At 43.3% G+C, this 21645-nt stretch carries 21 protein-coding genes; 11 read left to right on the top strand and 10 right to left on the bottom strand.

The features are described from left to right. Positions 1-354 precede the first annotated feature (354 nt). The 4 genes from QL234_RS08055 to QL234_RS08070 all read left to right on the top strand — a co-directional run bounded on the left by QL234_RS08055 (position 355) and on the right by QL234_RS08070 (position 3041). Positions 355-729, top strand: a complete 375-nt coding sequence (locus QL234_RS08055) for a hypothetical protein (RefSeq protein ID WP_281557310.1) — start codon at positions 355-357, stop codon at positions 727-729. Next, positions 726-2081: a serine protease gene (locus QL234_RS08060; protein WP_281557311.1), complete on the top strand. Its 1356-nt coding sequence runs from the start codon at positions 726-728 to the stop codon at positions 2079-2081. Before QL234_RS08055 ends, QL234_RS08060 begins: the two co-directional genes overlap by 4 nt. An 82-nt stretch (positions 2082-2163) precedes the next feature. After that, positions 2164-2559 carry a hypothetical protein gene (locus tag QL234_RS08065; RefSeq protein ID WP_281557312.1) on the top strand — a complete coding sequence of 132 codons (396 nt, stop codon included), beginning with the start codon at positions 2164-2166 and terminating at the stop codon, positions 2557-2559. Between the two features lie 104 nt (positions 2560-2663). Continuing rightward, positions 2664-3041, top strand: a complete 378-nt coding sequence (locus tag QL234_RS08070) for a hypothetical protein (RefSeq protein WP_281557313.1) — start codon at positions 2664-2666, stop codon at positions 3039-3041. Between the two features lie 85 nt (positions 3042-3126). On the opposite strand, the gene QL234_RS08075 is transcribed toward QL234_RS08070, so the two are convergent. Beyond that, on the bottom strand, positions 3127-3423 hold the full coding sequence (locus tag QL234_RS08075) for a SymE family type I addiction module toxin (protein ID WP_281557314.1): 297 nt from the start codon (positions 3421-3423) through the stop codon (positions 3127-3129). A gap of 519 nt (positions 3424-3942) precedes the next feature. Here QL234_RS08075 and QL234_RS08080 point away from each other — a divergent pair. Next, positions 3943-4803, top strand: coding sequence for a restriction endonuclease (locus QL234_RS08080; protein ID WP_044834873.1), 861 nt, complete (start codon positions 3943-3945; stop codon positions 4801-4803). A 188-nt stretch (positions 4804-4991) separates the two neighbouring features. Further along, on the top strand, positions 4992-5819 hold the full coding sequence (locus QL234_RS08085) for a hypothetical protein (RefSeq protein ID WP_281557315.1): 828 nt from the start codon (positions 4992-4994) through the stop codon (positions 5817-5819). Between the two features lie 372 nt (positions 5820-6191). Here QL234_RS08085 and QL234_RS08090 read toward each other — a convergent pair whose 3' ends face one another. Further along, positions 6192-7265, bottom strand: a complete 1074-nt coding sequence (locus QL234_RS08090; RefSeq protein ID WP_281557316.1) for an FAD-dependent oxidoreductase — start codon at positions 7263-7265, stop codon at positions 6192-6194. A gap of 61 nt (positions 7266-7326) precedes the next feature. Here QL234_RS08090 and QL234_RS08095 point away from each other — a divergent pair, with 61 nt between their 5' ends. Next, positions 7327-8250 (top strand): LysR family transcriptional regulator, encoded by a 924-nt coding sequence (locus tag QL234_RS08095; protein WP_281557317.1) that lies wholly within the window; start codon positions 7327-7329, stop codon positions 8248-8250. Between the two features lie 136 nt (positions 8251-8386). Here QL234_RS08095 and QL234_RS08100 read toward each other — a convergent pair whose 3' ends face one another. Next, a complete protein-coding gene (locus QL234_RS08100) occupies positions 8387-9436 on the bottom strand; it encodes a hypothetical protein (protein ID WP_281557318.1) in 1050 nt (349 codons plus the stop codon). Positions 9437-9835: 399 nt separating this feature from the next. Here QL234_RS08100 and QL234_RS08105 point away from each other — a divergent pair, with 399 nt between their 5' ends. The 3 genes from QL234_RS08105 (at position 9836) to QL234_RS08115 (ending at position 12885) form a co-directional block, all read left to right on the top strand. Further along, on the top strand, positions 9836-10651 hold the full coding sequence (locus tag QL234_RS08105; protein WP_281557319.1) for a transporter substrate-binding domain-containing protein: 816 nt from the start codon (positions 9836-9838) through the stop codon (positions 10649-10651). Positions 10652-10820: 169 nt separating this feature from the next. Then, complete coding sequence (locus QL234_RS08110) at positions 10821-11471, top strand: hypothetical protein (RefSeq protein ID WP_281557320.1); 651 nt, start codon at positions 10821-10823, stop codon at positions 11469-11471. A 244-nt stretch (positions 11472-11715) separates the two neighbouring features. Continuing rightward, the gene (locus QL234_RS08115) at positions 11716-12885 is read left to right on the top strand and encodes a right-handed parallel beta-helix repeat-containing protein (protein ID WP_281557321.1); all 1170 of its coding nucleotides are present in this window, start codon (positions 11716-11718) and stop codon (positions 12883-12885) included. 88 nt (positions 12886-12973) lie between these two features. Here the strand turns inward: QL234_RS08115 and QL234_RS08120 are convergent, their stop codons facing one another. The 3 genes from QL234_RS08120 to QL234_RS08130 form a co-directional block, all read right to left on the bottom strand. Further along, entirely contained in the window at positions 12974-13162 is a 189-nt protein-coding gene (locus QL234_RS08120; protein ID WP_281557322.1) for a hypothetical protein, read from the bottom strand. 67 nt (positions 13163-13229) lie between these two features. Continuing rightward, positions 13230-13424 (bottom strand): hypothetical protein, encoded by a 195-nt coding sequence (locus QL234_RS08125; protein WP_281557323.1) that lies wholly within the window; start codon positions 13422-13424, stop codon positions 13230-13232. 137 nt (positions 13425-13561) lie between these two features. Further along, the gene (locus QL234_RS08130) at positions 13562-13990 is read right to left on the bottom strand and encodes a helix-turn-helix transcriptional regulator (protein WP_281557324.1); all 429 of its coding nucleotides are present in this window, start codon (positions 13988-13990) and stop codon (positions 13562-13564) included. A gap of 270 nt (positions 13991-14260) precedes the next feature. Here QL234_RS08130 and QL234_RS08135 point away from each other — a divergent pair, with 270 nt between their 5' ends. Further along, on the top strand, positions 14261-16357 hold the full coding sequence (locus QL234_RS08135; protein ID WP_281557325.1) for a CapA family protein: 2097 nt from the start codon (positions 14261-14263) through the stop codon (positions 16355-16357). A gap of 32 nt (positions 16358-16389) precedes the next feature. Here QL234_RS08135 and QL234_RS08140 read toward each other — a convergent pair whose 3' ends face one another. The 4 genes from QL234_RS08140 to QL234_RS08155 all read right to left on the bottom strand — a co-directional run bounded on the left by QL234_RS08140 (position 16390) and on the right by QL234_RS08155 (position 21508). Further along, positions 16390-18537, bottom strand: a complete 2148-nt coding sequence (locus tag QL234_RS08140; RefSeq protein WP_281557326.1) for a phosphodiesterase — start codon at positions 18535-18537, stop codon at positions 16390-16392. Further along, positions 18521-19036, bottom strand: a complete 516-nt coding sequence (locus QL234_RS08145) for a Rab family GTPase (protein ID WP_281557327.1) — start codon at positions 19034-19036, stop codon at positions 18521-18523. Before QL234_RS08145 ends, QL234_RS08140 begins: the two co-directional genes overlap by 17 nt. Positions 19037-19163: 127 nt before the next feature. Further along, a complete protein-coding gene (locus tag QL234_RS08150) occupies positions 19164-20945 on the bottom strand; it encodes an OmpA family protein (RefSeq protein ID WP_281557328.1) in 1782 nt (593 codons plus the stop codon). Beyond that, positions 20945-21508, bottom strand: coding sequence for a hypothetical protein (locus QL234_RS08155; protein ID WP_281557329.1), 564 nt, complete (start codon positions 21506-21508; stop codon positions 20945-20947). Before QL234_RS08155 ends, QL234_RS08150 begins: the two co-directional genes overlap by 1 nt. Between the last annotated feature and the right edge of the window lie 137 nt (positions 21509-21645).

Consider the following 21645-nt stretch of genomic DNA (forward strand, 5'->3'; position numbering starts at 1 on the left):
TGACGCAATAAGGAATTGTGATTTATATTTTTGTAGCTGTTTAGGCAAGGAAATTGGTTCGAGCCAGGTTAGATATGGAGGCTTGGGCACTCTTTTCAGTATTATTCATAATTATATCTATATGATTAGGCTCAAGAGCAATTAGAAACTTCAGGTCTAACGGATATTGCAAAGTTATTGTATTTAAACTAATAAGTTCTATAAAAGGTAATTTCATTAACTGGGCAGGTGAATATGAAGGTTGTTTGGGGGGCTTTTAGTATAGGAATAACTATGGGGTGGATAATGGGGATATCAATATCCCCATTGTCTGGAACCGTTATAACTTCTCTACTTGCCTTGTTAGGAGGAGGTATGGCAGTACTTAATAGCACTAAGCATATTAATGAGAATATATTTCAACAAAATATTCTCATAATTGGGGTGATTTCGTTTGGTATTTTATTAGGTAGCATTGCAGGCATTGTAACCAGAACACATCAATTATTAGAACCAGTCAAGAACAAGTATTCACTCAAGGAATCCCGTTCAAAGCAAGAACAAGGGGTTTTGTATGGACATGAACAAGACACTGATCTTTGTGAATTAAGTAATACGATAGAGGAACTCTTCGAAAGCCAATTACTTACCGCCGAGCTATCTAAAGAAACAAAAAATAAATTACGCGACTGTGGGAGTAATAATCAGTGTAAGCGAAATGTATTAAGGAAGGTGGCAAATTGTTTATGAAGAAAGCGCTGGTTACTTTAATTTGTATGATGAGCTGTTTTCATGCGAAAGCACTTGATAATGTACTTCCTAGTCTATACAAAGTTATCGCTACGGAGTGCAATGTAGGACCTAAATCTCGGACTCTTACTGGTTTTAGGGTGAATGGCTACGATGGTATATTGACAGCATTGCATGGAGTTGCTGGAGAATGTGAAATATTTTTTACCCATGAGCAATCGCAAACAAAACCAATAACAACACGTATTATTGGTGTGGACTTTTCTAGAGATGTGGCTTTATTGTACGCTCCCAAAAAGCCACATGAAGCTGAGTTGATTATGGGGACTGAGGATATGGTCATTGCGAATTCTGAGGTGTATGCTTATGGAAATATTCTTGGGCTTTCGGCTACGGACGTAAAACTTAGAATTAAATCCTCAAACTCGCATCAGATATTAAAACACTTACTAACTACATCCCAAATTAATTATTTTAAAACACGAAAAAGTCCAACAATTGAAGTTCGAGTTATTAACTTGCAGGGGCCATTAACAACAGGTATTTCTGGGGGGCCTGTTTTAACAGCTAGTAATAATGTTGTAGGGGTCGCAAATGGAGGACAAAGGTCGGGGGCTATTGATTTTAGTTGGGCGATACCACTATATGACGTAGATATAAAACCATATAATGAAACATTTTCCCAAAAGCTAAGTCAACTGGGGAAATTAAGACATGATCTATATTTTGCAAGTGACTCAAGCGGGCGATTAGTATCAAATGATGATGTCAGTAGCTATTTACGTAGAATTTTGCCTCAACCAACTATTATTGCGCCTTCTGTAACTTATAGAACTGTTCGCCCATATATTAAGCCCACAAAAGCCCATATCAATCTACCTGACACGTCCAGAACAGGCTTTTATAATGGCCCAATGATAAATCCAAAATTAGTACCTGGACATTCAAGTACTCTTATGGAAATGGCGCTTAGTGTTAATTCTATAAGCATCGAAGGTATAGATAACAACCCTTATGTTGTTGCCAGCACGGTTGATAATTTCGAAAAGATACCTCCAGCGTTCACAAAGTCGGTAGATCCATCAATGTTCAGTGGTTTTGGATTATCTATCTATCAACATGAATCAATTAAAGAAGGGCTTTTTTCTATTGCGGTACTAATTTTTCAAGATGAATTTGTTGCAAATGAATTCTTCAAAGTACGCCAAAATATGAAAAAAGAAGAAGATATATCGCGTCACTATCAGCTAAAAGGTAAAACTGTTGTAGAAATACAATATCCAAATAGTTTAGAAAATCACATAAAACAATCTGCTATTGAATATGTCGCAAATGCGCTTAAATCTTATTAATTAAAGTCTAGGTGCAACTGAAGCTGTAGAGTAAAAAGTTAATCATGTTTATAGTAGGTTACAAACAACGTTTAATTATGAAATGGAGTCTGTAACGGCCCAGATAAAATCCCGTCGCGGCACGGCGCTCAGTAACATCGAAAGGGGGAAGAATATCGTTAAAAGCAGCCGCAATGTCACTAAGCTTGATGTCTCCAGTCAGGCACAAGCCAGCGAGTTAGTTGAGTTTACCAAATATACCAAGTTTTTAGGTAACGGCCTTGCGGTGATCGACTTTACCAGCAGAGTAGGTAATATCCATAATACTCACAAAGCTGGTGGAAACTGGCACCGACAGATGTTTATTGAATCCAGTGGTTTTGCTGCAAGTGCAGCTGCGGGTACTATTGCCATAAATGCTGGAGGGGCTGCTCTGTCTATGTTAATGGTTGCAACTCCTATAGGTTGGGTTGGGTTGGTCTTATTATTGGTGGGGTAGCAGTAGCAGTAGCAGGTACGGCCGCCGCTGTTTCTATGGGGGGAATAGTTACACCAAAAGAAATGTAGCTCTCAGTATGATCAAATAATGGCGTGGTTAGGCATATGAGTGAATTTGAATCTTTAATGTTTTCATTTGGGTTGGCTGGGTGCTTTATTTCTATGATCTTTTATATTATTTTCGGTCAAGTGACCGTAAAAAGGCTTAGAAAAAATCATGAAACAAAAAATATATTAGGAATAGAGTATGCGAGTGGCTGGGATATTATTAATGTTGCACAAGCATTATCAATTCCAAGAAGCTGGCGGCGTAAACTAGAAACCAGCCCATTGTCAGCACTGTATGCAAATTCAGAAATACTGTATAAACATACGACCAAGGTAGATAGGGTATTAGCTGCAACCTTTTATTGGCTGTTAACTCTTTCTGGTACCATCATGATTCTATTAGTTATTTTTGATGCGCTAAGTTTATTTGATTAACTAAATACTGTTGAATTGCACCTTTGCTGCACAAGCTGTCGCGCCTCCTTTTTAGCACAACAGCTTAGCTTTCCCTTTACTGATATTAGCGCTCAGTAGCCCGGTTAGTATCGTCCACTATCCCAGGTTGCTTAGGTGTGATGACAATTTCTCCCTGATTTACCGCAATAGAGGTTTTTTGCCCAATGAGAAAACCGGCCAGCTTGAGCCACTTTCCCCTGAGCACAATACAGGGTTCAAGCTTTACCGGCACATAGTTAATACCTATGCCGCGGGTTTTTGAAGCCGTGCAACAAACGGTTTCCTGTACGGTAAGTTGCCGATAAATGGGATATTTTACTTTTGCCGAGCCTGGCTCTGACGTATGATGATATTCAGCCATGACGTACTCCAGTTTAGTTCGTTGTGGTTAGCGACCTCTGGGTGTCTTTACCACTCAGGGGTTGCGACTTTGCTTGCTGCTTTAAGGCAGCGGTTTATAGATAAGCTGTATTGAAATAGCGTTCTCCTTTTTGGCTTGGATAGCACTATTAATAAAAGACTAATTCACAAGATAAATCAGGTTATGTTTACATATTGTTTTAGGGCTATTTTTCACTATTGTATGGAGTTCTGTACAACTGCAAGTCACTAGAATCCTTTGTGTTTTACTAGGTCATTTATTACCTGAAATGAGGTAATAAATTTCAGCCAGGATTGTATCTGATTTTTGGGGGTCCAGAATTGTGGCCAACAAAAAATAAACTTAGATTTATTTAAATTTAATCTGACAAATTGATAAATCGAGGCATACCTAAACTGATAAAAAGCAGGCAGGTAATATCTATAGCTCTAAATGTATTATCTATACCTTACAAAGTATAGGTAAAATATTTTTATCTAATACCATTGGACCTACTCTATGAAAATTGATTTTTCCCAAATCTCGTACGAAGACCTTGAATCTATTGCCGAGGATTTACTCGTATTGAAAGGCTTCACTATATCCTCTCGTTCAGCACGTGGCCCAGACCGTGGAAAGGATATAATTGCTGTTCGTGATACGACTGATGACATGGGGATAGTCGAGAGAGAAGTGTATCTCGTTGAATGTAAACACTTTTCATTGAGTGGGCGCTCTGTGCGTGAAACCGATATAGGCAATTGGTATGCAAAAATGCAAATCCACGGTGCAAATAAATATCTTTTGATCACCAGCAGCACAGTTAGCGAAACTGTTAAAGATCAGCTGGCTGCAATGACAAAAGCTCCTGCTGACGTTCGCAAAGCAGCATTTTGGAATAAATCGGATCTCATAGAGCTTCTCCAACAACATGAAAAGGTGCGCAACAAGTATTTTTTTTCATGGGAATCAGAAGCAGATGCGGCCGCAAATTACCTTTACAATCATCATTTCTCTGCCCATCGAGGTGCAATATGTTGGTGCCCTGGCATTACAGTAATATTTGGAAACGATGGATACGATCCCGAGGATGGAGAACCATTTAATGATGCCAACCAGCGTTCCCGAGATGAGGTCGTACAATTAAGACGACAACTAGAAGCTCGTGGACTTGATGAACTGGCGTTTGGAAAATCCCAATCAGGTTATACTTGGGTAATTCTCGTAAGGCATGATGACACAGAAGAGCTTCACAAGTTAGTCTGGACGTGCTATCCGACGGGTTCATCGAACAATCAAGCGCAGCACAATCAAACATTCGTTCACCTGCATAGCTATTGGCATTTCCCGCATAAAGAGCATTGCGGTGATTGTACATAAGTCTTATAACGCAATGTTTGGGTGCCCATAATTATGTTCAATATGCCAGCGTACTGCACCTTCATTAAGCTATTTTCGTGTAAGTGGCAAGTAATTCAATTCTTGGCTGTCCAGCTTTGTAGGTGTTTTGTTCTTGAGTATTTTTATTGTTATAGTGGCGAAGTTATTTTTTCAACAAAAACAGTAGAATGGACTGGAATAAACTAATTTGGCGTGCTGCAACTTTAGCAACAACATTAACGATATTTTTTTTATTGTTAACTGTCTTAACTTTTTGGGGCCTAAACACATCTGAAAAATTAAACTTTTTTATTGCTATCTTTACTGGGGGAGCAGCTTTAGCTACTGCTTACGCAGCAAAACAAGCAGCGAAAAGTGCGGAAGTTTCAGAGCGAGCCTCTAAAACGTGGAAACATCAGATGGCATTGGATGTTGAGTTGAAGGAGGCGAAAAAAATTAAGGTCGCACTTATGACTTATTACAGACATTTTATTAATGAAGCTCATAAGTATCATAGTTTTACTTATTCAGAGTTAGTTTCTGATTTAGAACATTATAAAAAAACGGATCCAAAAGAATTCAGTAATTTCATACATAAATATTCAAGTCAAAGCAGCGCTCTATGGTCGGAATTAGAAGCTGCTTTCGATGAGGCCAGTTTTGTTAAGCACGATTTTGAAGAGTTAAAAAGGTACAGAATTAGTCAGTATAGACACAATGCTTCTTGTGAATACTTAATGGTAAGCTTTTTAAAGCCTAGGTTAGAATTTGGGAGTCCTGAACTCAAGCAAGCTATTACTGGTGTATATAGAGTAAAAGATTGGAATGATTTATATTTTCGTAATGAAAACATTATGAAAGTACAAATAGAAATTAGGGATGATGATGGAAGCTTTAAGTCTATTGATGCTTATTGTGATCTTTTTGAAGATGTTGCTCAATGGCATGTCCAGATCGCTTCCCGGATTGATAGGAGGATAGAAGAAATTAAAAATAAACTTAATACCGAACTATAGATATCAATTCGTATTCAGCTAGGCTATCTAATTTGTGAATATAAAAGTGTGCATCATATCTTTTTATAGTGAAATAATCGCTTTATATAACAGATTTTTAGTGTGGTTGGCGACTAATCATGCCATAAAATGGAAGGGGGATTTGAGTCGTAGGTCATTTACCTTTGTTTATGCCGATTAGTTTAAGCGTCCGTATAGGACGCTACTGATAGAAATATCTTTGAAGTCTGAGTGGCTGCAGCAGCTACTTTGAAATATGCGTTATGATGTTACCTACATTAGTCAAACTAGCTACGCTACTCTAACTGGGGGTTAGCATCACTATTTTGCCACTTGTAGCTGCGAACATGTTTTTTGAAATAAACGGAGTCATTAATGAGGATTCGGCTCAGAGCCAAGCCCCTTATAAATTTTACTGATAAATAAATCTTTTTGCTTAATGCCGATTAAAAAATTTAAGGTTGTCACGGCAAAGGGCAGCTGAAAAACACCGCTTTTTTGTCCCGTTGGTATTAATGCCATTAATGGGTTACGTTTATAGCCCTTGTATGATTTTCCCTTGAGGGTGTTAACAATCACTTTTGCCAGATAATTGCCTTGTTCATGGGCAAGGTAGCCTAACTTTGCTTCGCCGACATCAGCGATATCTCCTAAGGCATATAAGGTCTCCTGGCCTATAACCTCTAGCTTTTCATTGACCTTAACATAGCCATGATCATTTAAAATGTGGGCTAATCGGGGTTTTATAAATTCGTTATTGGGCAGGGTGCCTGTTGCTTGAAAAACCAGATTTGCATCACTGGCAACTCCTGTATTTTCATCAATATAGCTATCACCAACTTTTGTATATCGGGCATTAAACATTACCTTTACGCCAAGGTTTTGAAGTTGCTCTAACGATTTTCTTTGCGTTTTTTCTTTGAAGCCGTTTAACAGCGTATTGCTGTTGTGGGCCAAGGTTAACTCTATATTCGGCATGGCATAAGCGATTTCACCGGCGAGTTCCACCCCGACAATGCCTCCGCCGATAACCAATACCTTTTTAGCCATTTTTAGCTGTTCGTAAACGTCTAGCAGTTCATTGTTACGTGAATCAATATCCATGGCGGTATCAGGTTTCGCTACCGACATACCCGGGTAGCGGGTGCCTGAGGCTATAATCGCGCGCTGAAACTGTATTTCGGTGCCATCGACTAATGTTGCCGTGTCTGGCGTCAGTTCTACTACGCTGCTTTGAATAAATTGGCCGGTAAGAAAGTCTCGGTATTTTTTTCTTGCTCTGTTTTGTGTTTTTTGCGGATCGGTAATATTGCGCAGGGTAGCAAAGGTAACTTCAAAATAATCTTTTTTGTCAATGAGCGTTGTTTTTACGCCTGACTTTTCTAATGTCTGGGCTACGGAAGCGCCTGCAAAGCCACCGCCAATAATCAATACTTCTGTTTTCATTTCTTACCTCTACGCTTAAAACCATTTTGCGGTATATTAGTCGGTAGCATTTTTGCGGTAAATGAGCGAATATGAGATGCATGTGTGCATTTTTGCAGAGGTGGTGATGGATAAATGGAATGAACTTAGAACGGCTTATAAATTAGCCCAGTTAAAAACGCTTAGTGCGACGGCGCAGGCGTTGAGCGTTCACCGCTCTACGGTTATGCGACACGTTGATGCCCTGGAAGAGAATTTAGGCGTCACATTGTTTCAACGTAATGACAAAGGTTATATCCCCACCGAAGCCGGGTTGGAAATTATGCGTTTAGGAGAAGTGACCGATAGCCAGTTCTCTCAGTTAACGGCGCGTTTAAGAACTAAAGAGCAAACCTTGGCAGGCAAAATCACCATTACCTGTGTAGCTGAGATCGCCGGTATGCTAATGCCTTCCATTAAACAGTATCAATGCCAACATCCTAAAATGCGGGTTGATATTATTGGCGATCTCAGAAATTTTAATCTCGAATATGGCGAAGCTGACCTGGCGGTTCGTGTCGGGAGCAAGCCTGAGACCCCTGATAATGTGCCATTTTCGCTGTCAGAAATTAAGCTGGCTTTGTGTGCAAGTAAAAACTATATAGAAGATTTCGGTATGCCTGATGAACGAGAACTTGCTCAACATAAATTTATTGCTTTAAAAGACAGGCCCGAACATTTGCTGTGGAACGAATGGATTTATCATCATGTGCCTGAAGAAAATATTGTTGTGTTAGCCTCAAGCCAGCAGATCTTAACGCATGCCTTATTTGCCGGTTGTGGTATTGGTGTTTTGCCTCAGGAAATGATCGATAATAACCGTGATTTAGTGGCACTACCTCTTGGTGAAGAATGGAGCATACCCGTTTGGGCGCTGGTACACCGGGACATGGTGAAAATGCCAAAAATCAGAAAGTTTGTTGATACTTTATTGGCGCAAGAAAAATGGGCTGTAGATCTGTTTTAGGAAGTAAATCAAGTCAAAAATGGGCTCCTTCAAACGGGCGCCAGAGAAAAGTTAAGCCCAAATATGATGAGGTTGTGGCGTTTCTGGCGATGGTCAATCTGACACCTATAGCGGGAAATTTTTCCTATTATCAACTTTACCTGAAAGTGCAGGTTTTGGGCACAGAGCTGGCGCCTTTTTCTTTATCTATCCACTTGGTTAAATAAACCAGTTGTTCCTGCTGGTTTTTTACACACAATTTATTGTTATCAGAAGTATTTAACGCCGAATTATAGTTATGTATAAGTGTGTTACATTGCTTTTGGGCCTGATAAGGCTCGTTTTCTATATAGGCTTTTCTCTGTCGCCACCTTTTAATTGGCGCATAGGCAGCATCGGTAAAGTTTGTTTTGCATGCCTCTGTACGCATGTAAGTAAATAAAACTCTCAGCGCGCCGGTAGCAAATGCTTTTCCGTATTCTCCCGAATCAATCATATTTTTCGTATGCTGGTCGAGATAGCCGGTAATGGCATCTTGCAGGCCTGCGCCGATGCCATACTTTTCGCCATTAAGTGAGGCTAATAGCGCCCCGCAACTGACACTGGTAATGGAGCTGTGTACTTTTGTTTTAGTCAGGGACAATGCGCATGTTTCAGCATCCACAAGGTTTTTAATACATGAGTCCTGGGCTAATTTCTGACATTGACTATAACTGCCGCAAAGTGTTTTTGGAAAAGGAGGAACGGCACGCTGCGCAGGTAAATTACAGGTGCTGCCATTAAAAAGTTTGTTTTTATTAAGCGTTGCCCATGTTTTATTTACCCTGCCAGCATAATACTTCTCATTTCGTGCGCAGCTGTTATATTTTTGTTGAGCAATATTGCGTTGGATCTTTTTTTGTTGGTAGTTATAAACGGATGTTATTTTTATGCCCTTGTTTTTATCAAATAAAGGCTCGCCTTTATTATTGATAACGGCATAACAGAGGTTTGGTGAAGTATGTGAAGGCAATGAGAAAATGAGCGTTTTCCCTGTTGCTTTTGTTTTCGCAATAAGGTGATTTTTTCTGTCTATCAGCCTGAAGACTTTGTCTGTTTCTTTGCTGAGTCCAATTTCTATACCTGTCGCTTTTTGCAGCGTGTATTCGGGTTTGACCGCACAGCCTGAAAATAACAACATTATTAATATCAAATATATAGTGCGCATAGCTTTTCCCCTTAACAGCGTTCATTAAGAGCATTTTCCGTATTCATCTTCACGACTACTTATTTAAAATCTAACTGTGATAAATTTAGCTGCGCTGTAACAATAGCTCTGATTATTAAGAAAACCAACTTATATTCGCGAGTAACGGACAAGCAGGGTGGACACCTTATTTTGCAGCCAAAAGCAGCTGAGTGTTCGGTGCTATGGTTAAAACAAAATAGAGCAAATATCGGCAATTTAGCGAAAGCAAAATGTATGGTCAGTGAATTTTGTCTGCAAACTGTATGCACAAGATTTATCTTGTGTTGCTACAGCTAGTTAATGCAAAGGCTAAGCTCGTTTAACTCAGGTAATGGCCGTTAATTCGGCATTTAGCAGGGCAAATAGCTGATATTTGAAATGAGTTATACTCTTGCTTGTTCTAGTATTATTTACCATTCAATGAAAGTTTCACTTATTATGCGCCCGCGATTATTGCTTTACCTACTGTTAATGATGGTCTCTTCCTCTGCCATTGGGGAAAGTGAGCCTTTAACAGCATGTTATGCGGACTGGCCACCCTATAGCTATCAAGTAGACGGTAAGCCCGCCGGGATCTCTATAGAAATCTATAATGCAATATTGCAACGGGCCGATATCAAGGTGAACTACAGCAAAATGCCCTGGGCCCGGTGTAAGGCTGAATTTTTATCAGGCAAAGTGGATCTCTTAGTCGACGGGGATATTTCAATTCCAAACTCCCTGCATATTGAACAGGGGCCGGTGTTATGGATCTTGATTTTTTGGGTACATCAGGACAGCCCATTTGGTGATTTTAAGGGTTACTCTCAATTTGAAAATCAATCCATTGGTTATGTACGAGATTATGGCTATCCCAGAGATTTTATCGAATATCAGGGCTTTAGAGAAAAGTATGATGTTTTAGATGATTTGCAGGGGCTGAAAATGTTAGCTAAGGGCAGGCTGCAAGCCTTTTTTGGCGACGTAATAAGCAGTACCTTTTTAGTGAACAGGCATCAACTAAAATTGAACGCACTGGGGCCGGCCATGAAAATCAGGTTTTTGACGCTGAGTTTTGGAAAACAGCATTTAGCGCAACATACTGATTTCAACAGGGCGTTTATGACCATGCTAAATGACGGCAGCATTGATGATATTTACAAGAAACATTTGGGGATGTCATATCATGAACTGCTTGAAAAATATGGTGACTAATCTTCAAAGGCAAACTTCATCAATCATCCGTATCGAATTGACAAGTAAATTTGATATAAAACAACTAAATAATCAAAACTAACCTTATTTAAAGCAACAGGTTTGTACCGGAGCATGTTAATGACTAGCTTTATTTTACTCGTCATTATTTTTGGTAACGGAGATAACCATGAATTCCAGAGTCGCCATCGCTCCCCCGCAAATGTCTGTCGGTAGAGCCGCCGCAGATTGGTTTCTTTTTATGTTGTTTGGCTTAGTTGCCGCCTGTACCACCACAGGCACCGACAAACCCGATTATGAGTTACTTGAGCCTTCCACTATGCTTTCGGCGCCAGAGCCTGTGGTGCTAACCGAACGCTATTATTCCAAAGAGCAGGTCGCGCATGGAAAATATATGGTTGAGTTATTGGGATGTAGTACTTGCCATACCGACGGTGCGTTAGTCGGCTCTCCCAATCTCCACCGTTTGCTGGCGGGATCTCAAACCGGTATCGCATTCTCCGACCCCTTGACGCAAGCTAATCCCGGTGTGGTGTTTCCCGGAAACCTGACCTCAGATCCCGATACCGGTATCGGGCTGTGGAACGAGAGTGATATCATTGAAATGCTGCGCACCGGGGTTAACCAATATGGTCAACATACCTTGTCTGTAATGCCCTGGCCGGCATATGCGAAAATAACCGACGATGATGCCACTGCGATTGCGGCTTACTTACTGTCGTTGCCGCCGGTGAAACATGTGGTTCCGAGAAAAGTGCGGCCCGGCAAACGTACTGATTATGATTTTGTTCACTTTGGTGTTTACCGGAAAAGCCAGTAATATGCATATGAGAGCCTTAAGAGGAGTGTTAAGCCACGTTCCGTTCTGCACTTTTATTGCTTTAATGGCTGATCTATTTACCAGCCAGTTCATTTAATCCTGCCAGCTGTTTTTCATTTATCCCCCCCACTTAGGGGGGCTTGGCATACTTGCCAGCGCCCGCGATTCATTTAGACTTCAGGGAATTTGTCCCCTTAACTTGATTAACGATGATCAAGGCGGGAAATATGCTTAAAGGAATGACATGATGCAATATAAATTTATCGCTGTGCTGGTCACATCCAGCCTGGCCTCAGGTGGGGTTATCGCCAATGAGGACTGTGGCTGCGATTTCACTCTGCCTTCAACCCATTACGCTTTTGACGGCACAGAGCAGGGGATTATGCCCGGACAAACCCTGTGTCTGGCCTCTGGTCAGCGCGGTCCGATGAAATTAAGCAATATTCACGGCACAGCAACCGAACCTGTGGTGGTTAAAAATTGTGGCGGAGTGGTAGAAATAATTCCCTATCATTACGCCATCAGTATCCAGCAGTCGAGTCATGTGAATTTATCGGGCACAGGTGATGCCGATAACTACTACGGTATTCGTCTTGGCGGTACCCTGGGTATTGAGCAGCGCTCGACCGATATTGAAGTGAACAATATCGAAATCTATCAGGCTGATTTTGCCGGTATTATGGCAAAAACAGATCCTACTTGTGAGGCAGACACCCAGGCAGGCAACTTTACCTTGGCCAATCTCAACATCCATCATAACTGGATCCATAATACCCAAAGGGGCGAGGGGATGTATTTGGGTTATACCGGCCTGTATCGTACCCTGGTGTGTGACGGTGTCGAGCAAAAGGTTTATCCCCACGATTTGCAGGGCCTGCGCGTGCAACATAACCTGGTGCACAATACGGCGGCGGAAGGCATTCAGGCTAATTCCCTAAGCCAGGACACCCTGATCAGCGATAATCAGGTGTCCTTATACGGGCAGGATCCGTTCGCCGCATACCAAAACAACGGCATCCAAATTGGCGGCAACCGGGTCAATGTGGAAAATAATGTTATCAATACCGGCTCGGGCAACGGTATTATTGCCATTGGTCAGGATATCCGCATCAAAAACAACACCATCTTAAATGCCGGCAGCTATGGTATTTTTGCCGATAACCGTCCTGCGGAAGGTACACAAACGGGGGAGGCGGGTTTACCGCATCAGTATATCAATAACACCATTATTGACTCAGCCGAGGAAGGGATCCGCAGTTATGTGCGTTTAACGGGTGGCGCCAATCTTGTTTGGGGCAACACTATGATCAATGATGGCTTAGCCAATCAGTACGGAGCCGCCAAGTTTATCCATTATTTAAATAATGATGTACTCAGGGATGAGCAGAATAACCACCATATCATCAGAAACTGAGTGAAAGAGGGTTGTATATTTTTATAGGCAGCAGTTCCCCCGGCAATGCTATGCCGGGGGCATGTCCTGAAAGTCTTTTCAGGGACTTTTAGGGAGCACCTGTGCCGCAGTAGCGCTCAAGCTGATAACAGGCGTAGCGATCACCCAGGCGACACTGATCCTCCATCTCATGGCAGGTTAACGCCGGACCGGCTACGGCGGTGACAGAGACAAAGCCGCTCAGGCCAAATCCCATGCCAAGTGCCAGAGCTATTTTTTTGATGCTTGTTAATTTCATACGAACTCCTTTTAATGTTGGCAGACAAGGTAAACATTAATATTTACCTTGTCTTTATTAGATGCTATTAGCGCGGACCCCAGCGCCAGCATAAACGATCATGGGTATCACAGGCAGCGGCGTCGCCTCTAAGGCACCTTTCTTCGAGAGTTTGGCATTCTCTTTCCCCCGGGCCGGCAAGGGCAACAGTTGATGTCAGGCCACTTAAGCCCAGTCCCAGGCTAAGGGCTAATAATGTTTTTCTTATTGTTGAAGATTTCATTTTCGATCCTTTTCGTAACTGATAGTCGAAGATCTGCGTACAGGCTTTAAAGCCGTGCAGACCCCATCAGTCTACTGGGAGTTGTTCTCCGGGCGGTAAAACAGGTTCGCCAAAAAATATCACTGATTGGCCATTTTTCAGCGCTTGCCTTGCTGAAACTGTTTCGGGGTTAAGCCGTAGGTTTTTTTGAAGCACTTGGCAAAATAAGAAGGGGAGGAAAAGCCAATCAGGTCGCATATCAACACGATTTGTAAGCCGGTTTTTAATAACGGCAGCGCGCGGGCCAGGCGGTAGTGGCCCAGGTACTGGGTGAAGTTTTTCTGGAACAGTTGTACAAGTTTGCGGTGCAGCTGGCGCTGGCTGGTGGCGAGTAATTTAGCGGCAAGCGTGCTGTTGAAAAGCAGATCGTGATGATGTTCGGCGGTGATCTTGTCCAGCTTATGAATGAATAAAAGCTCTTTGGCAGTTAATTTATCTATCGGTTTAACAGGAACGATAGTGAACGGCAATACCGGCTCAGTTCGAATAGACTCATTAAACTGTAACAGCTGTTCGGCACTGGTCATCCGTTGCTCCTTCTATGTGTTGTTATTATTATGTTAAACTTTACCTGCCTTATATTATACAGTATACAAAGTGTTGCAAGTTGTTATCTCAGCTTTAGCCTGGTTTTTTGGCATAAACCCGGCGGTGAGCAGTGACCGCGATGAAATTATTTGCTTTGGTAGCGTTATCTCTGGCTATATCTTTAAGTTATGGGCTCGTTAGCGATCGGAATAAAAGCCGGGCAGGTAAAAACGATATACTGGCAGGAAAAATAAACGACAGGAATGATCATGCGGTATTTTTTAATAGCTTGCTTACTGGTTTTGCAGCCGGGCTTAAGTGCCCACAGTTTTGCCGGGAGCACAGGGGAATTAAACTTTACCCTGGCGGGCAGCATAGTTGACGAACAGGCCAGGCCGGTAGCCGGGGTTAAGGTTTCAATACTTGATATACAGGACACGAGCGGCGTAGACGGTACGTTTAAACTGGCTCCTGCTGCTGCCGAGACTTATCAACTCAGGTTCTCGCATCCTGACTATTTTCCTTTAATTCAAAGTTTCAGCCATTATGAGCTTGAACAAAATGCCGCTTCGCTGCTTAACGGTATCAGCCTGGTGTCCCGGGCTAAAAACCGGGTAATGCTGGCATTTGGCGGTGATGTGATGATGGGGCGGCGCTATTACAAACCCTATTTCGGCGATGAAGTGCTGATCCGCCCCGGGCATAAACTTGCTGACAGCCGGGCAATTGTCGAGTTTATCAAACCTTATATGAGCCTTGCCGATTATGCCGCCGTGAATCTTGAAACCCAGGTGGCCGACAAAACACCGGGGGAGCGGGCGCCTAAATCGGTGACATTTTACTCCCGGCCCGAGGTGCTTGATGCCTTAAGCTGGGCTGGTATCGATTATGTTTCTTTGGGTAATAACCATACCTATGACTATAAAGAGTCCGGGTTGCATTCAACCTTAACCTTCCTGGATAAAAGTGCGCTGGCATATTCCGGGGCCGGTGTTAATGAGCAGGCCGCGTTAAAGGCCCACAGGCAGCAGATTAAAGGCCAGGATTTTTCCATGCTGGGTTATGTCGGCTGGGAAGGCAGTAGCAAGCCGACACAAACAGCCAATCATCAGCACGGCGGTGCTGCATACGGCTCTATGGCAAATATGCTGAGCTCAGTTTCAGGGGAGGTTGAACAAAAGCGGATCCCTGTCGTGCAATATCATGGCAGTCGTGAGTATGCCGACGGTCCCACCGGCGTGACCGAGCAAAGGCTAAAGTCGTCGCTTGATGCCGGTGCCGCGCTGGCCATAGCTCACCATCCCCATGTCAGCCAGGGACTGGAGCTGTATAACAATAAGCTTATCGCCTATTCCATGGGCAATTTTATTTTTGACCAGAACTTCAGCGCCACCCAGCACAGTTTTCTTTTATATGTCTGGCTTGATAGCGGCAAATTTCACCGGGCTGAGATAGTGCCGATTTATGTTAAAGGGTATAAGCCGACACCTGCCACCGGGATGCATCGTTATACCGTGATGAAACGCCTGCGGCAGTTATCGCAACTCCGTGATACTCATATAGGCCAATCCGGCGGTCACGGGGTGATAACTGCCGTCAGTCAGCCTGAAATTGCCACGCACAAGCCTGAAAGTAACGGCAGCAAGGAGCAGGCGCTGATGTTTGATAAAGGCGCCAGGGTGGCAAGCCTGTATCATTTTCCCTGGCAGCAACAGCTTTCGGCGATCACCTTGCCGGATAAAACCGCTGCTTATCGTTTGGGAACTAACTTGATCAACGGCAGCGATTTTGAAAGTTTTTCCACCTTTAACAGCCCGGAGCGCGGCTGGCTGTTTGATCGTCATGCCATGGCGGTGAATGACTTTGGTGCCAGTGGTTCGAGAAGTTTATCGCTGGCATTAACCGGGGAAAAAGCGAGTCTTTTTGGCATGCAGAGTTTCCGAAGGGTGTATAATGCCGGCAGCGTGATGACGGTGACGGCTAAATTCAACACCAAGGCAGCGGTAAAGGTGAACTTTTACTGGCAGGGGAGAAAGCGTTCGCAAAAACTTTTTGAGGCCTTTGAGCAGAGTAAAAAACACCTGATCGGCACCGTGCGATTAACCGGTGAACCGGGTTGGCAGCATACCGAGCTGGAATTTAACTCTCCCCGTGTCGGTTATCGAAGTTACCGGGTACTGGCGGAGTTAGTGCTGCAAAACGGTGATAAGGCCCGGGTGGATATTGATGATTTCGCCCTGATCGAATGGCAAGGTGCCTATAGCCAGACGCCAAAACCAAGGTTTTATAATATGGATAGCCGTCAGGTTGCTTATCTGGGTATAGATCGCTTTATAGAGCAACCACTATTGCTGACATTTGACTAGCTGCGAAGGGCTGAGCAATATCAAGAGCTGCGTTAATCGGTGCCGTTTATTTGCTGATTTTTCAGCAGCTCTACGAAATTTTTAAATTGAACCGGGCGGCTGAACAAATAGCCTTGTACCGAATTGCAGGAGTTGTCTGTGAGAAAATGTAATTGCTCTTTGGTTTCCACCCCTTCGGCGATCACACATAAATTAAGATTATGTGCCAGTGCGATCACCGCCCGCACTATGGCCTTGTCGTTATCGTCGGTGACGATATCATTAATAAAGGAGCGATCGATTTTTAAGAAGTCCAGCGGCAACTGTTTCAAGTAGCTCAGTGAGCTATAGCCGGTGCCGAAATCATCAACGGAAACGCTCATACCTATGGTTCTGACTTTGCTGAGTAATTTATTGGCAACAGAGTAATCGTCTACCAGCACACCTTCGGTGACTTCCACCTCCAGCAGGCAAGGGTCGACTTTATATTTTTCAACACAGCTGTGCAGGTAGGAAAATAAACTGTTGTCGGTGACTTGTGCCGAGGAGAGGTTCATGGAAATCTTGATACGATAGCCGAGTTTAGTGAGTTTTTTTACCATCTGGCAGGTACGCTGTATGACCCACTCCCCCATAGCAATAATCAAATCACTTTTTTCTGCCACCGGAATAAACTTATCCGGACCTATCAGACCTTTTGTCGGATGGTTCCAGCGGATCAGGGCTTCGGCCTTGGTGATGGTACTTTTTGCTAAATCGACGATCGGCTGCAGGTATAATTCTAATTCGTTATTTTGAATTGCCAGTCTTAATTCATGCTCCAGTTGTATCAGTTGGTGTGAGGTATCTCTCATCGACTGGGAATAAAATTGTATCGTGTTTTTGTTATTTTTCTTACCGTTATAGGCACTTAAGTCGATGAACTTCATCAAGTCTTCAGCGGTTTGGGCATCGTTTGGAAAGTTAGCTGCGCCAATGCTGATACTGACAGTAAAGGTTTCTCCTTTACTGGTGGCGAAGGGCTTTTTGGTATTGTCGATAATGCGTTGTATGGCTATTTCGCAGGCTTTGCGGTGGTCAATATCTGTTAAGATGATTGCAAATTCATCACCGCCGATCCTGGCGATAAAGTCAGATCCCTTAATCATGCTTTTTATGCGTTTTCCGCATTCTACCAGCAGTTTATCGCCTTCATCATGGCCGTAAAATTCGTTATGGCGTCTGAAATTATTAATGTCGATGTATAACAAATAGAAGTTTTTACCCGAGGTAATATGTTTTTCCAGGGTTTGCCAAAAAGAGAAGCGATTTGGCAGTTCGGTGAGCATATCTTGTAATGCAAGCTGCTCATTTCGTTGCACTAAATATTTTATGGTACTGATGTCGTTGGCAAACACTATCCAGTTTTCAACTTCGTTCAGTTTGGTTTTAACCGGATAGAGAGATATTTTTAGCCATTTTAATGTTGCCGGCGGAGACATCCAGCATAACTCGCCGTTCCAATGTGCTTTGGTTGACAGTATCCTGTCATATTCGGGCAACTGATTTTTCATCAGTTTTAATATGATATCTATGGGTTTGTCCGGCTGTATCTGAAAGGGTTTGTCTTCTTTGAATAAGCGCCTGGCCGCTGAGTTTTCTACCAGGGGGGTTAATTCATTGTCGGTAATGATCACACAAAACTCGGCATTTTCGATGATTTTTGTCAGTGTTGTCGGCAGGGCGCTTTGTTGAGGCGGCTGCTTAAAAATGGACAGCAGGCGCGAGTGCAGGTATTCGTTTTGTATGCACAGGCGGTCATTGGAAAGTAATAATTCACGTGCCAGTTGTTTGGTATGTTGTTGCAGTTGAAACTCTTCCAGTTGGTTGGTGATCACCAGGAAGTTTTTTTGCTGTTTTTTGATCGCAATGGCTTCCAGGTGTAATTCCGTCTTGTTTTCGGTGACTTCGGTCCAAAGTCCGGATCTGATCCGGGCATCGTTCTGGCCAAGCCAAACTTGTCGGGCATCATGTAAAAAATCCAGTAAAAACGGGGTATTATCAGAGATAGTAAAGCTTTGTTGAGGGCATAATTGTGGAAATAACGCTTTTACCCAGTCATTGTCGCCGCCCAGCAGTTTTACCGTACCAGATTTGCTGTCGATAACTTCCAGCACAAGTTGATCCATAGCGTTAAGCACATGGTTAAGTTGTGATGTCATTTTTCTTATTCCCGTGCAATAGCTCAGCGATAGCTAAAAACATGGCTTCAACCTGTTCTCCTGTTTTGGCGCTGGTGGAAAAATGCAGATCAAACAGGGGAGCAAGGCTGGCATACTCGTCTTCATCCAGGCGCCAGGCCGCAGGCAGGTCATTTTTATTAACGGCAAGTATCGCCGGACAATTCGTGCTTTGGCGGGCGAGGGTGTGGATATCAATACCTTGGCGTAATGATATGGTCCGGGTTTGATCAACAACTATGATATAGGCTGCAGCGCCGCGTAAGTAACGCTCCTGAAAAACATGATAGCGGTCTTGGCCTTCAATATCCCACAGCATTAATTGCACTTGTTGCTCTGCTAAAGAGATGATTTTTTTATCGACTTTCACGCCTATACTGGTCAGATATTTTTCGTTAAAAATCCCTTCAACAAACTGTTTAACTAAACTGGTTTTCCCCACGCCGGAGGCACCTAACAGGCAGATTTTTTTTTGGATCAATGTCTCCTCTCCATCATCGTTAACCGCTTTCCTTACAACTCGCTTTCCTTACAGCTAATAGGGCAAGTGTAGCGTATGTCGCTGTTTTTTTCGTCTTGGCCGTGCTCCGTCAGATGTTCCTTTGACTTTACCGCGATCTTGCCTGCGGGATGGCTTTGCTGGTTACCAGTACATTAAGCATCACTGCTCTGGCGGTATCGCCGACCCGGGCAATATCAAGTTGCCCTAACCCGGTGACAAAGATGCTTTTTTTGCTCAGCCCCAGTTGAATCAGGGCCTGGGCAATATTTTGGGCTCTGTTGAGGCTTAATGCCCGGTTTGCCGTCTTATTGCCGCTTTTGTCGCTGCTGCCGATAACGACCAGAGCAAAATCGAGATTTAGCTCTTTTGCCAGCGGTATTAACCGGGTGATATCTTGATAGACACTTTGCAGTAACAGCTGCATTTTCGGGGTAACTTCTTCACTTGCTACGGCAAAGTCAAATTGTACGGAGGAAATACGGCCAATGAGGGTGTTAAAAACGTGCTGTTTGATGTCTGGTTCGTTATCGGGCGCTATTGCTGAAACTGATCCTAGCTGCCGGGTATTTAAATTTACCTCTTCGCTGAAGCCGGCGACAGACAGGGCATTTAACAGCTTTTCCGTGTTTAGAAGATCCAATGTACCCGACAAGATCAGGATATTGTTTTGCCAGTTGATGTTGAGATCCGGGTATGGTTTGAGCAGTTGCTGGGCGCGGCGGTATAAAATGTCGGGGTCAAGAGAGAAATAACGGCGCTCACTGAGCTTAACTGCGTCCATTGACAAGCCGTTTGTCTGAAACCAGTCATGGATAGTGATGGCATCAGGATCCCGTAAAACATCCAGCAAGATTTCATCGTGGCCAAGTACATTTAGCTGTTTGAGAATAATGCCGGGTTGTAGGTCCAGCTGCCGGATCCTGTCAGCCAGTTGTTGGTTGCCAAACCATGTAATGACCTGGAAAGCGGCAAAGAGTACCAGGATCCCTGCTAAAACCCAGGCCGGCCAGCTCATTGTCCCGGTGTTTTTTTTTAGAGATTTTTCTTCCGATAATAAACAGTCTCGCAGCAGGTTTTCTGAATTATCAAACGGCAGGTCATCACCGTCAAAGTTATTGAGTTCTTCAAGATACAAACGGTGAACCTCTTCCAAGGTCAGCTGCAGCTGATCGCTGACTTTTTGCGGGGCATTGCCGATCACTGCGGCAACCACCAAAGCACAGGGCCCGGGTTTGATGAGTAAGCTGAAATTGTCTGTACTGACTGATTGCAGCTGCTCTTTTAACCCGTCTTCATTCGCTAGAAACGAATCACCGACAAAATCATTAATGGCCGTCAGCATAGAAGAGATCAGATCGGCAGTACTTTTACCGTTGTCGTGCAAATCAACCGCTTTGAGCAACAAACCGGTTTCCCTGTGAATCAGCAATATATGTTCAACACGGTAAACGAAAGTTTGCGAAGCTGCATATTGGGCAAAGCTAACCCCGGACTGCCAGGCTTTTATCCGCCATTTTATGCCTTTAATCGTCAGGCTGTTTTCTATCAGCTGGTTGGTTTTTTCCATAAAGTCAGCCAAAAAAGCGGTGACGGATTTTCTCACCAGACTGCCGACGATAGGATATAAAGAGCTGACCAGGCGTTCGCGGTTATGGTTGACAGAATGTTTGACGGCTTCTTCCACCAGGGGCTGCAATACCTTGTCAACCGAACCGTCCTGGTTTTGCCTGTCGTGTAATGCTTCCGTCAGGACATGGCTGACAGTGTGGCGGGCTTCCTTTTTGATGGTTTCTTTGACTAAATGATTTTCTTTTCCCAGTATCAGCGCTCTAACCTGTTCTATATCCTGTTGTGACCCTAGCTGCTCGGATGACGGTTTTTTAGGCATTACAATTGGTCATCTTCTAGGTTGGTTGCCATGGTTGCCAGCAGTTTTGCCAGGGTTTTACGGTCAGTTTTTGAAGAACTGAGCTCTTTAGATACCTCCTCAAGGTGGGTGTTTAGCTGCTCCAGCTTCTTGTTAAAGTCGTTTGCCAGCAAGGTGCTTTCATGGCTGAGAGATTTATCCATTTCTTTGAAGTCATGTGTGGTGGTCGCGGCAAAACTTTTATGCTCTGATGCCAAGCCGGCAAGACTTTTTTGCAAGTCGGCTTCGGTATTATCATGCGTTTTATCCAATAATTGTATGCGGTGATCCATTTGAGAAAATTGCTGATCAACGCTTTGCTGCAGTTTATCGATACGGTTAGAGAATTTTTGCTCTTGTGTGCTCAGGGCTTGTTTGAGTTCGTTGTGTATTGAGGTAATGTGGGCAACTAAGCTTTGCTGGGCTGCACCAAAAACAATTTGTCTGAGCTGCTCGAGTTCATCTTCTGGTGTCTGGGGTTCTGGTATGGCAACGTCCGTTGTTTTTGGCGCTTGTTCCTTCTCTGATTTTTTTTTATTTGGCATCACTCTGACTCTACTTTAGCAGATCAATCCATGCCATTTAGTGTAACAGCGATTTGATAAATCGCCTGTTTCTGTTAGTTTTTTACTGTTTGAAACCGGGCAATATAAAAGCCATTAACTGTTATATTACCTGGTGT

Source organism: Thalassomonas sp. RHCl1 (genome assembly GCF_947387555.1).
In the GTDB taxonomy this organism is placed as follows: Bacteria; Pseudomonadota; Gammaproteobacteria; order Enterobacterales; family Alteromonadaceae; genus Thalassomonas.

What these genes read in the sequence shown, in the direction of transcription:
- QL234_RS08055 (WP_281557310.1), top strand. Translation starts at nt 355, where the DNA reads ATGGCAGTACTTAATAGCACTAAGCATATTAATGAGAATATATTTCAA.
- QL234_RS08060 (WP_281557311.1), top strand. Translation starts at nt 726, where the DNA reads ATGAAGAAAGCGCTGGTTACTTTAATTTGTATGATGAGCTGTTTTCAT.
- QL234_RS08065 (WP_281557312.1), top strand. Translation starts at nt 2,164, where the DNA reads ATGGAGTCTGTAACGGCCCAGATAAAATCCCGTCGCGGCACGGCGCTC.
- QL234_RS08070 (WP_281557313.1), top strand. Translation starts at nt 2,664, where the DNA reads ATGAGTGAATTTGAATCTTTAATGTTTTCATTTGGGTTGGCTGGGTGC.
- QL234_RS08075 (WP_281557314.1), bottom strand. Translation starts at nt 3,423, where the DNA reads ATGGCTGAATATCATCATACGTCAGAGCCAGGCTCGGCAAAAGTAAAA.
- QL234_RS08080 (WP_044834873.1), top strand. Translation starts at nt 3,943, where the DNA reads ATGAAAATTGATTTTTCCCAAATCTCGTACGAAGACCTTGAATCTATT.
- QL234_RS08085 (WP_281557315.1), top strand. Translation starts at nt 4,992, where the DNA reads ATGGACTGGAATAAACTAATTTGGCGTGCTGCAACTTTAGCAACAACA.
- QL234_RS08090 (WP_281557316.1), bottom strand. Translation starts at nt 7,265, where the DNA reads ATGAAAACAGAAGTATTGATTATTGGCGGTGGCTTTGCAGGCGCTTCC.
- QL234_RS08095 (WP_281557317.1), top strand. Translation starts at nt 7,327, where the DNA reads ATGAGCGAATATGAGATGCATGTGTGCATTTTTGCAGAGGTGGTGATG.
- QL234_RS08100 (WP_281557318.1), bottom strand. Translation starts at nt 9,436, where the DNA reads ATGCGCACTATATATTTGATATTAATAATGTTGTTATTTTCAGGCTGT.
- QL234_RS08105 (WP_281557319.1), top strand. Translation starts at nt 9,836, where the DNA reads ATGAGTTATACTCTTGCTTGTTCTAGTATTATTTACCATTCAATGAAA.
- QL234_RS08110 (WP_281557320.1), top strand. Translation starts at nt 10,821, where the DNA reads ATGAATTCCAGAGTCGCCATCGCTCCCCCGCAAATGTCTGTCGGTAGA.
- QL234_RS08115 (WP_281557321.1), top strand. Translation starts at nt 11,716, where the DNA reads ATGATGCAATATAAATTTATCGCTGTGCTGGTCACATCCAGCCTGGCC.
- QL234_RS08120 (WP_281557322.1), bottom strand. Translation starts at nt 13,162, where the DNA reads ATGAAATTAACAAGCATCAAAAAAATAGCTCTGGCACTTGGCATGGGA.
- QL234_RS08125 (WP_281557323.1), bottom strand. Translation starts at nt 13,424, where the DNA reads ATGAAATCTTCAACAATAAGAAAAACATTATTAGCCCTTAGCCTGGGA.
- QL234_RS08130 (WP_281557324.1), bottom strand. Translation starts at nt 13,990, where the DNA reads ATGACCAGTGCCGAACAGCTGTTACAGTTTAATGAGTCTATTCGAACT.
- QL234_RS08135 (WP_281557325.1), top strand. Translation starts at nt 14,261, where the DNA reads ATGCGGTATTTTTTAATAGCTTGCTTACTGGTTTTGCAGCCGGGCTTA.
- QL234_RS08140 (WP_281557326.1), bottom strand. Translation starts at nt 18,537, where the DNA reads ATGACATCACAACTTAACCATGTGCTTAACGCTATGGATCAACTTGTG.
- QL234_RS08150 (WP_281557328.1), bottom strand. Translation starts at nt 20,945, where the DNA reads ATGCCTAAAAAACCGTCATCCGAGCAGCTAGGGTCACAACAGGATATA.
- QL234_RS08155 (WP_281557329.1), bottom strand. Translation starts at nt 21,508, where the DNA reads ATGCCAAATAAAAAAAAATCAGAGAAGGAACAAGCGCCAAAAACAACG.